Annotated in this window: 9 protein-coding genes; 2 read left to right on the plus strand and 7 right to left on the minus strand. The window is 55.6% G+C overall.

Annotation, left to right across the window (positions count from 1 at the left end):
* Nucleotides 1-362: 362 nt before the first annotated feature.
* The 7 genes from cas6e to RUDLU_RS0126590 all read right to left on the minus strand — a co-directional run bounded on the left by cas6e (nucleotide 363) and on the right by RUDLU_RS0126590 (nucleotide 9,218).
* Nucleotides 363-1,088: a type I-E CRISPR-associated protein Cas6/Cse3/CasE gene (gene cas6e, locus RUDLU_RS0126560; protein ID WP_019991487.1), complete on the minus strand. Its 726-nt coding sequence runs from the start codon at nucleotides 1,086-1,088 to the stop codon at nucleotides 363-365.
* On the minus strand, nucleotides 1,075-1,863 hold the full coding sequence (gene cas5e, locus RUDLU_RS0126565; RefSeq protein WP_044131339.1) for a type I-E CRISPR-associated protein Cas5/CasD: 789 nt from the start codon (nucleotides 1,861-1,863) through the stop codon (nucleotides 1,075-1,077). The genes cas6e and cas5e overlap by 14 nt, the downstream gene beginning before the upstream one ends.
* Nucleotides 1,864-1,873: 10 nt before the next feature.
* Complete coding sequence (gene cas7e / locus RUDLU_RS0126570) at nucleotides 1,874-3,067, minus strand: type I-E CRISPR-associated protein Cas7/Cse4/CasC (protein WP_019991489.1); 1,194 nt, start codon at nucleotides 3,065-3,067, stop codon at nucleotides 1,874-1,876.
* Nucleotides 3,068-3,086: 19 nt separating this feature from the next.
* Nucleotides 3,087-3,686, minus strand: coding sequence for a type I-E CRISPR-associated protein Cse2/CasB (casB, locus tag RUDLU_RS0126575; RefSeq protein ID WP_019991490.1), 600 nt, complete (start codon nucleotides 3,684-3,686; stop codon nucleotides 3,087-3,089).
* On the minus strand, nucleotides 3,683-5,281 hold the full coding sequence (gene casA / locus RUDLU_RS0126580) for a type I-E CRISPR-associated protein Cse1/CasA (protein WP_019991491.1): 1,599 nt from the start codon (nucleotides 5,279-5,281) through the stop codon (nucleotides 3,683-3,685). The genes casB and casA overlap by 4 nt, the downstream gene beginning before the upstream one ends.
* A gap of 8 nt (nucleotides 5,282-5,289) precedes the next feature.
* Nucleotides 5,290-8,148, minus strand: a complete 2,859-nt coding sequence (locus RUDLU_RS0126585) for a CRISPR-associated helicase/endonuclease Cas3 (protein ID WP_019991492.1) — start codon at nucleotides 8,146-8,148, stop codon at nucleotides 5,290-5,292.
* Between the two features lie 86 nt (nucleotides 8,149-8,234).
* Nucleotides 8,235-9,218: a helix-turn-helix transcriptional regulator gene (locus RUDLU_RS0126590; RefSeq protein ID WP_019991493.1), complete on the minus strand. Its 984-nt coding sequence runs from the start codon at nucleotides 9,216-9,218 to the stop codon at nucleotides 8,235-8,237.
* A gap of 106 nt (nucleotides 9,219-9,324) precedes the next feature.
* Between RUDLU_RS0126590 and cas1e the strand changes: the two genes are divergently transcribed.
* Both cas1e and cas2e read left to right on the plus strand, forming a co-directional pair.
* The gene (gene cas1e, locus RUDLU_RS28530) at nucleotides 9,325-10,254 is read left to right on the plus strand and encodes a type I-E CRISPR-associated endonuclease Cas1e (RefSeq protein WP_019991494.1); all 930 of its coding nucleotides are present in this window, start codon (nucleotides 9,325-9,327) and stop codon (nucleotides 10,252-10,254) included.
* On the plus strand, nucleotides 10,251-10,535 hold the full coding sequence (gene cas2e / locus RUDLU_RS0126600) for a type I-E CRISPR-associated endoribonuclease Cas2e (protein WP_019991495.1): 285 nt from the start codon (nucleotides 10,251-10,253) through the stop codon (nucleotides 10,533-10,535). The genes cas1e and cas2e overlap by 4 nt, the downstream gene beginning before the upstream one ends.
* The last annotated feature ends 105 nt before the right edge of the window (nucleotides 10,536-10,640 follow it).

A 10,640-nucleotide genomic window follows, 5' to 3' on the forward strand; every position in this document is an offset into this window, starting at 1 on the left:
CTACAACGGTTCATCCCCACGCGGGTGGGGAGCATGTTTCGGCGGGAGTTTCTTCCTCCGCTAGTGCCGGTTCATCCCCACGCGGGTGGGGAGCATTCTCCTTTATTACGAAGAATATTTTTACGAGTCGGTTCATCCCCACGCGGGTGGGGAGCATTTTGACAATGTATCTTTCATATAATCAATGCGCGGTTCATCCCCACGCGGGTGGGGAGCATACTGGAAATTTGCGTAAAAATAGGGTTTTCGCAGGTCAAAGAACGTTTATGTCTGTATACACCTTATTTGGTGACAAACAACCGTGCGACGGTACCCGAGAGGCATCGTCGCACGGTTCATAATAGCATGAATTGAACGCCGTCTTACTGGGGTTGAGCCAGCGAGAGCAACCCAAACCCGAAGGCTTTAGCCGGTCCAATGCCTTGCCGAAGCGCTTCGGCGAGCAGAGCGGGGTCGGTCACTTGCAACAACCCATCAAACCGAACTCCGTAGTGCGGAAGCCGCTGTTTGTCCGTCAGGTCGGGCTTCACACCTGCCGCGGCCCGACCTGACGCGGCCCGACCCAACCAGAAATCGTCTGATGTAGCGTAGAGTACCCGGAATCCATGTTGTTCGCCTTTGCGACCCAACCAGATACGGGCGGGCGTTGCCACCACGCCAACGGCTCCATCGGACGGCTCCATTCCCGCAGCCTCATCTACGTCGTATTCGGTCAGAGCTACGCGCCTGCCCTGCCGCTTACCCTCTCGCTTTTCTTTTTTGGTTGGGTTAGCCACCAGCCGAAACGCCAGTGTTTGCCCCACTGCCAGCGAAACGCTCACCGGTTTGGTGTGGGCGGGCTGGAGAAGATAGGTTTCGGGTAATTCGTTCCAGTCGGGCTGGGTAGCCGACTGGACCAGCACCGTAGGCAGAGCCTGCGCGTAGGCCATCGGTTCGAGCCGGAACAAAACACCGTGCTTGCACCGGTAGTCGGTACCCGGCTCGGTGTCGAATGCCCGCGCCAAGGTGCGGTGCAACTCGTAGGGCGACCCTACATCGCGCCGAGCATCGCGGCAGCGGGGGTTCAGGATGAGTTTAGACAGGTACATGATCAAGGGCGGTATAGATAGTTATCTCACGGGGTGCAAATCGGCGAGGTTCAAACGACAGCGGCACGTCGGTGCGCTGGGCTTTGCGCGTTTCGGCCAGTCCCGAAGCCTCCGAGAAGGCCCGGTCGAGGGGACGATCCAGAATCAGCCGGCGTGTGAGGGTGTTTTCCTCAACCCATTGCCCGCTATGTTTGGGCGTACGGGTCAGCAGCGGATCACGGGCGGTGAGCAGGGCTTCGGCTACCGACTGATTAACCACATTTCCACCTGTTTCGGGCGTGTATTGTACCGGCAGGCTGGGTACAAAGGCTTTCCGACCTAAGCAAAGCGGCCAGAAGGGTTTGGCCAGAGCTGCGTCGATGGCTTGCAACAAGGCTACGTCGTCGCTCTCAATACCGACTAGAAAATACGCATCACTGAGGTAGTAACGCTCTGACAATACGGTTTCCTGCAAATCGCTGTCCGACACCGGCTTGCCGGGGCGTAGTTTAGCTTTGGCCCGTAGTACGTTCTGGGCGGTATGATAGTCGCGCCGGACAACGCCCTCGCGTACTACCCGAACGCCCAAAGGCAACGCCGACAATTCAGCTAACGTACGGGCCTGGCCAGCAATGGGGTGCGTTTCGGCGGCACGGTCCCAGCCGAGAGCCGCACAGAGCAGCCCAATGACCCCGCTCTTTGATGGCTCCGAAAGGGTTTCCCGAATGCCGAAGCGGCTACTGACGCCCCACGACTGCATGGGCCCCGCCAACCGCATAAGGAGTGTATGGCTCATAAACGGCGGCTTAGGCGTTGATGGTTTGTTCGACGGCGGCCAGCAAACTGGCTACGTCTTCCTGCACATTCACCCCCACATCGGCCAGCTGAGTTACTTTGGAGGCATCATCGAGCAACACACAGAATGCCGAACCGTTGAGGCCGTACATTTTTTTTAGTTTGCCGTAATGCTGTCCCAGGGCTTCAATGGCTCCGTCAGTCAGGCTCCGGTCACCTTTGGGAGCAATCGGCTTCTCGAACGCATTGGCCAGCGAAACGGGTTGCCCCTTCTCACGCACCACACACAGGATGAACGCGGGTAGCGAGTGAGCCGCAAACGTATTTTGTTTGCCCGAAGGCCGCGCCTGAATGAACGCTTCGGCAAAGGCCATTACGCCCTCGCGGGCCGCTGCGGCATCGCCACCGAGGTTGCGCGTCAGCTGATCCCAATCCACGCAGGCAAACCGGTAAAAACACGACGACGCGAACCCCACGGTACCAATCATACCGGCACCGGCGTTATCGTCGGGTTGCAGGTCGTCCACCGCCGTGAAGTAGTCAAACTCCATATTCATCCGGTTTACCGAGATAGCATGGCTTACCTGACAGGCTGCATCAATATTCTCGGTCGGGCTATCGGCCAGCATCCGGCCAAACAGAGCCACATCTACTGACCGCACATGTTTGGGGTACGTTTTCTTGTATTGGTCGGCCAGTGCAGAGAAGGACTTGGCAGCTTCGTCGATCTGCTTTTGCTTCGCTTCTTTTTCTTTTTTCTGGAGCGTAGCGACTTCGGCCCGGAGAGTGGCAACCGTTTCAGCAGCGGCTGCGGTTTCTTCACCCGCTTCGTGCAGCAGGGCAGCGGCCCGCTGCAACTCTTCCGCACCAATGTAGAGCAGGTAATCGGTCATTCCCTTATCGTTCACGCCGTACAAAGCTTCGAAAAACTCCTCGGCCATCGCTTTGGCCCGCGCTTCGGTTTGCCCCTGTTTCACCAGCAGTTTAGCCACTTCAATAGGGGCTCGCTTGGTTCGAATCCCAAGCCGGTCGTCCATCTGTTCGCGGAACGTTTCGGACTGACGTACCGAGCGTTTCAGGCATTGTGATGAGATGCGTTGCCGCCGATAGCCGCCAAAATCACAGTCTTTGGGTGCCCCGCTATCGTCGCGGTTGAGGTTAGAGGGAGGGAAGTTCTGGAGAATGTGGAATTCGATGGTTTTCATGGAAAGAATCCGTTTGTGGTTATACGTTGGTTTGGTTACTAATTTCAGTCGTTTCAGCATCTGCCCCGGCAAATCCACCACCGGCGGCCTGCCAATAGTCACGTGCCCATCGTCGGCGTGCTTCGTCAGCGTTCCAATGCAGTAAATCATTGAGAAGCCGGTAAAAATCGACGGGAATCCGTTTGTCAGCTGTAGCAATGCGCTGAATCACGTTTCGAAGCGGTACGGCCAAATCTTCAGCAGGAGCGTCAAGCAGAGCTGAAAAGCGCAGATCAAGGCTCTCCTGTCCTACACTAATGCTGTTACGCAACTGCCGCAATGACGCTCCCAGCGACCGCCGTTTCGTTTCGTCGGAGAAGCGAGGCAGTTTCAGATAGCTGCTTCTATCCCAGAATTTGGTCGCGTAGAGGGCAAACAGCGCGGCCGTAAGTCGGTACGTATCAAACTCACGGTCGGTGCCTTCGGGCAGGTGCTGGCCCAGAATTCGCAAATCGCGAAAATCGCTCAAAGGGTCGGTAGCTGCCCGGCGTAGTTCAGCCAGATTGGCCCGTCCGGTGGGGCCGTGTTGTAGTTCCAGAAAGCTGACAAAGGCGGCCTGTTGGTTGTTCAGTTGATTCATACGGTTTCGGTTTTTAGAGGTTTATCAATTTTCGGGTAAAGCGTGCCGTAACGTAGCACCATATCGGCTTCGGCCAGTGCCTGTAGGGTACGGGCATCCTGCTGAAATGATTCGAGCGACTGATGCAGTGCGCGTTGTGCGGTTTGATGGAGAGTCTGTTGCCAGCGGTGTTGCAGAATCAGCAACTCCTCACCTTCAACTGGCAACGTAGCCACCTTCCCAAGAAACGTATCGAACATGCTGCCCACACCCAGCCAGTAGCGGCTTTCGGCATCAATCATCAGGACGAATGCATCCCGATCAGCCCGTTCTATGTCACCGAGTCGAACACCCCAGGGTTTGTTTAGCCTAACGCGGGTAGCAAAGGCCCGAACTGCCTCGCGTAAGCGGCCTGCTACCTTCCGAGCATCGTCCGTTTGCGTATCTGGCCCATCAAGCATTTGCTGAAGGGCAATCCAGCGGCTGGGTTCGTTGATGATACTGGGGTAAATCGTGACACGCTCGTGCCGCCAGAGCTCAACCTTTGCTTGATCATTTACCAGTCCAAACACATCGGCCAGTAGCGGTTCTTGACGGGCCATATCCAATGCATTGAGCGTACTGGGGTCAGAAAGCCACTCAAACGTACGTGGTGCGTGACCCTTATGCTCACGCGTCATCATGTAGATTGTACTGTCCTGCCATAGCGCCCGCGATGTACTGAAGCGGATCGGTAGGTCGCCTATCTTGTCGTTATAATAGTATGCCAGATGCGGATCGTCATAAAGGCGTTCCATTTTGCTGCCTTGATTGTACCGTACCCCTACAGCCTGTTTACCCTCTGAATCGGTAACGAGTTGCAGACGACGGCTTTGGAAGGTGAACAACCCCCGTACACCAAACACCTGCTGGTCTTTAATTGGCTTTGGCGGGTCCTGCGCTTCCCAGGTGGCAGTATGTGCGTCTTTTGACGCATTACCCCAAACATTCTCAACCGGTGCCAGGTTGAGCAGTAATGCCCGAAATAGAGACGTTTCACCATTAACTGAACCGCGCAGCCAGAAAAAAGCCCCACCAACCAGCGGCCCATGGCAGAGATTGAACGGTTGCGCAACGCCCCCACCCAATGCAGCAGCCTGACAGCAAACCAATGCACGAGCAGCCTGGGCAAACGTCATCGTCTGCGGAACACTGTCAAGGTCATGGCTGAAAAGCAGTGCATTGTTACCACTTGTGGCTGCGTGTTGTAGCCGCGACAAAGGCGAAATCTCTTTGGCGTCGGTTTGCGGATTACCGAAAAAGGGCCGCACAGGCGACAGTAAATCGAAATGCGCATGGTACTGCTTCAGATAAGCATCTACCCGGTCGGCATCAAACCACCCGGCGTCCCACGTTGCGAACCATTCAGGTTCGTTGGCTAGTTCAGGGAATACCGAAGCCACCAGCGCGGCCAGTAGCCGGTTGAGAGAAATGGTTTCCAGTGGATTATCTGTGGCCAATTCAGAAATGTCGTGCGCCCGGAGGAGGGCTTCGCGTAGCCCCACCGCTGCGGGCGGTTCTCCCCCACGCCACCGTACGGGTAGCCAGGGTTCATCAAGAAGATTGTAGGTGGTCATTACCGGTATTAAGGTTTATTGTAAATCAATCCCAGCCGCTCATTCAACTCAAGGTGAACGCCACCGACCACGGCCGTGTAATGGGTCAGTTCGATAAGTTGGAAGCGTTTGAGTAGCCGGTTCTCTTCCTGCTGTTGTTGCCAATCTTCATTCGGTTCCTTCCACAAAGCCGATACAATACCGCCATGACTAATTCGCACGGCAGCGCCGAATATAGATCGTAGTAATTCAGGCGTCATATACTGTTTTTTGCCACGCCGAATTAAGGTAGGGCCCGTTGGGGTAAGGCCCCAGCCATCGTCGGTACGGTGTAGTAGCAATACCTCAGCGTTGACGCCTTCGGGGTCGCGGGTAAAAGCCTGTAGGTGCTTCGGTACGTTGCCGTTCGGATTGTCTTCGTCCTCTGTCAGCAGGTTTTCTTTAGCCTGAAATAAATCCTGCATATGATTTGGCGGGGGAATCAACCGCCCATCGGCATCGGCCTGTTGACGGCCGTTGCGGGCGTTCCAGTCGTCATTAGCCTTTTCGTAGTCAACCTGAGCGGCCGGATTCAGCGGTTGAGAGAAACTAAATTGTTGAGTATATACTGCTTCAACCAGTTCCCGATAACCGGGTAAGGTTGCATCGCCCAATGGCAAGGCCCAACCTTTCCGGTGCTGCAATACGGCCCACGTTTGCCACAGCAGCTTACGACCATAAATCCGCCCGGCTGCCGATAACTCATCAACATTCGGCAGTTCGCCCGGCTCCGCTTTGGGGCAGGCGATGTAAAGTACAGGTGTTTCGTAGCCGGCAGGTCGGTTATCACGATGATGCCGATGGAGTCGCCCGGCGCGTTGCAACAGCAAATCAACCGGTGCCAGGTCCGTAATCATCGCATCAGCATCGAGGTCAAGACTCTGCTCAATCACCTGTGTACCCACCAGCAGACCAGGTCGGTCAGGTCGTCTTGGACCAAACCGTTCACGAGCTTTTTCCTCCCGATCCTGTCGCCACGCCTGCGGCATTCGCGCATGAAGCAGTAACCGATCTTCCGGCGGCAGAAGAACATCGTCGTCGAGTAAACTAAATAACTCCTGCGCCCGGTCTACCTTGTTACAGATAACCAACACCGTCGCTCCTTCTCCGATCAGCTTTCGGGCCAGTTTGGCTAAAGCGCTAACCTCCTCCGAACACCACTGGAATGTCAATCGCTGTCCCCGCTTGCTATCGGGCTTAAAAGAATGAGATATCATCTGGCCTCCAGCGACCTGCCAGGTTACCGGATACGGAGCCAGCGCCGAGTTTTCTTCCAAATCCGGTTGCGCGCCCCAGGCCGTAATCATTTGCCGACGAGCTTCACCGGGCAACGTGGCTGATAACACCACAACGTTGATGTCCAGAGCACGCAACCAAGGCAACAACCGCCCAAAAAGGGTGTTCATGTAGGTATCGTAGGCATGGACTTCATCGAAAATGACCGTCTTGCCACAAAGCGCGAAGAGCCGAAGAAAGAAATGCTTGGCAAAGAGAACGCCCAGAAAGATCTGGTCTACCGTACCGACACCATAGGGCACCAGCAACGCCCTTTTCTTGGGCATAAACCACGAAAGCAGGTGATTCTTCGCTCCGGTATCGCCAGGCAATGTTCGCTCGTCATCATCATCATCCACGATAGAAGCGGTCAAATCCTCAACCGCTAACAGCGACAGAGCATCGTCGCGTAACAGGTCATTCCCATGTACAAGCCGCAACGCTGCGGTATCTCCTACGTGTGCCCCCCGCAATTTTTTTTCTTTGTCCCCTTTCAAAAAAGCCGCCAACCGAGGATACAACCCATCGGAGGTCGATTGCGAAGGCATAGCCGCATAAATACCCTGACCAAATCGCCCGGCCAGATAAAAAGCAGCTTCGGTTTTACCTTCACCTGTGGGGGCTTCTACAATGAGCAGGTTAGGCGTGTTCTTATCCAATGATACCTTACGGGCAATGCTTTGTAAGGGCCGGGGCCTATTGCCAAAGTGAGCCTTAAACGATTTGACCCGTAGCTTAGCCTGATGCTTCAGTCCAGCAGCTTGATACGCTTTCATCGCCCCCGCTCGACTACTTTCCAGATAAGTTGCCAAATCGTCGTCAGCCCGCACGGTATGGTCATAACACGTTTGCATGGAACCCAGCCAGTCGGCCAGGGTAGCCCACCCCGCAAAAGCCATCATCCAGTCGGGCCAGCCCGACCGCGAACGGCGGTCGATTACATTTTGGCGACCCGTCTTTGGCCAATTGGCTCCCCAGGCATTGAAAACGGCATTAGCTAAGTCGAGCTGAGCCTGCTTCCAATGGTTATCGCCAAGTGCAGCTACAATCCGTTTGTCTTCTGCCACGCCATCCGTTATTCGGCGTAGACTTAACTTGCCATGATGAATACCCACACAGGTGGCCAGCGCATCAAGCAGGGACTCGGGTAATGGCTTACCCTGACGGTCTTCGTCAATATCCAGATGCAACCACCGGCGCACAATAGCAATAGATGCGTGACCGTGATGCAGCCGGTTGGCTTCGGGATGAACGTGTAGACCTGCTTCGGCCAGCTTGTAAACTACTTCCGGCGCTGCTCCCGGAATTCCCTGAAAACTCGGAATCCCCTTTCCCAAATCGTGCAACCCGATCCAGATGCTCAGGAACCGACCCGCATCGGTTAGATTCATGCCGAGGGCGTCGGCCATTTTTTGTTTGAGCCTTGGGGTAAGGAAATTATCCCAAAGCACTTGTGCGGCACTGCCTACATCAATGAGGTGCGCCCAGAGAGGGTGTGTCCAATCGTCGGGAAGGCCCTCGATTTTTTCGCGGTTGGTTTTGGCCCAGAAGAGCCGCCAGGGTTCGGTTGTCATGGAAAAGAGGAAGGTTAATTTCGGTATCGGTCCGAAACTTACGCCGGGGGTGTTGCTACGCCGGACTTTTGGTGTCCACTGAGAAACTACCGATACCGTTCGAGCAAGATTTTCGCTTCGTCGCGGAGCCGCTCGCGCAGGAGGTCGGGGGTCAGTACCGTAATGCCCACGCCCCAACCCTGGCAGAAGGAACGCATCTCCTCGAACCCCTCTAATTCGTACGACACCACCAGCCGCCCGTCGGGCCGCTCTTCTTCGATCAGTTGCGTCGGGTGGTACTGCCGCTCCCGGAAAAACAGCGCCTTGTCGGGTTCGACTAATAGTTGCAGCAGATAACACTCGCCATCATTTATAGCCCCGAGTGAGGCTCGAAAAAACTGTTCGGCATCAAAGTCTCGGTCCATATCGAAATACGCATCCGGGCAAAGCTCAACCCGGCTCACGCGCGTCATTGAGAAGTTGATGGGTTTCTGCCGTTTGTGGCAAAAGGCCACCAGAATCCAGGCCCTTCCCCGCTTGATAAAGCAGTAGGGGTCAACTTTCCGGCCGACGGAGCGCCGGTTGTCTTTAGCGGTCAGATAATCAATACGCACCGACTGCCGTTCGTCCATTGCCCCTTCAATGGCCCGGAAACAGTCGAGAGCAAACTGGTCGGTGGGATCTTCGGCAAAGTGCCATTCCTGCATGGGTTCGTCGAGATCGAAGACATAAGTGACAGGCCGGGCGTGTTCGAGGAGTTTGTCGAATGCCCGTTTGAGAGCAGCTACGTGCGGTGTCCCTACCAGCACCGCCCGGCTGGCTTTGGCGGCAATGGCCAGTGCCCGGAGTTCTTCAGTGTCGAAACGCAGGTCGGGTACAGGTACACGCTGCCGGTCGGTGGGTAGCGATACGCGTTTGTGTTTACCCTGTCGATGCTCCTCAATCGGGATACCGCTCTGACGAAGCTGATCGAGAAGCCGGCGAATCTGACGGTCGCCAAGGTCAAGTAGCTGCTGAAGTTGTTGGAGCGAAAACGATTCGCCAGTATCTAATAACCGGCGTAGCTGCTCGGCTGGTGGGTGGGTAAGCATATAGGTTGTGGTTGTGGAATGCTGGCAAGGTAACACATCGGACAACAAATGTCCAGAAATAGATACATAGCGTGACATCTTTCGCCAGAATTAAACCAGAACACTCATGAAGCATAAACATGCCATGCGCGATTTGCCTAAAATCCGGGACTCGCTGTCGTACCTCTACTTCGAATACGGCCACCTCGAACAGTCGAAGCTGGGGGTTGAATTTGTCAATAAACAGGGGAGCATTCCAGTGCCGGTAGCCAGTCTGGCGGCTTTACTGCTGGGGCCGGGCACGACCATCACCCACGGGGCCATCCGAACGGTTACGGAGGCTGGCTGCTCGGTTGTTTGGTGCGGAGAGCAGGGCGTCCGGTGCTATGCACAGGGGGTTGGCGAAACTCACAAAGCTTACCGGCTGATGCGTCAGGCGGAGTTATCGGCCACGCCCGATTTGCGCCTTCAGGTTATTGAACGCATGTACCGGGCGCGTTTTCCTGAGCCACTGCCACCGGGATTGCGGATCGAACAAATTCGTGGACGCGAAGGCATCCGCGTACGGGAAGCTTATGCGGATGCAGCCCGCCGGTTCGGTGTCGAGTGGACGGGGCGGAGCTATAACCGCACCGACTGGGACGATACTGACCCAATAAACAAAGCCCTCTCATCGGCCAATGCCTGTTTGCATGGGCTGGTACATGCGGCCCTGCTCTCATCAGGATACTCGCCTGCTTTGGGATTCATCCACCAGGGCAAGCAGTTATCGTTTGTGTATGACATTGCCGACCTCTACAAGATGCAGGTGACGGTGCCCGTCGCATTTTCGGTAGTGGCCGAAGGGGTCTCGAAGCCCGAAACGCTGGTCAGAAAACGGTGCCGCGATGCTTTTACAAACCTGAAACTTCTGCAACGTATTGTGCCCGATGTGGACAGGATACTTCGGTTGGATGTGGAGTCAGAAACACCGGATGGTTTCGACCCCGACGACGACCCGGCCCTGCCGACACCCTGGTGGAGTAACCCGAACGGGCCTAAACCCGATAAGCCATGATGGTGTTGATGGTTGAACGGGTATCGCCCTCGTTACGGGGCGACCTAGGCCGCTGGCTGATTGAAGTACAGGCGGGGGTATTTGTGGGCCGAGTGAGCGAAGTGGTACGTGAGGCCTTGTGGGAACGAGCTACCAACCGCGCCGACGATGGTACAGTCACCCTACTTTGGCGGACCAGTAGCGAACAGGGCTTCGATGTGCGGACGTGGCAACCTAAACAGTACGTTCCAATTAACGTAGATGGGATCTGGCTCACGCTCCGCCCAGCGGCCGACACATAAACGGTAGAAACGGTCAAAAAACCTCTTCTCCGAACAAATTGGCAGTATTTTCCCCACGCGGGTGGGGATGGACCGAATCACGTCATTACATTTGCACTCACAAGG

Origin of the sequence: Rudanella lutea DSM 19387 (assembly GCF_000383955.1) — a bacterium.
GTDB classification, from domain to species: domain Bacteria; phylum Bacteroidota; class Bacteroidia; order Cytophagales; family Spirosomataceae; genus Rudanella; species Rudanella lutea.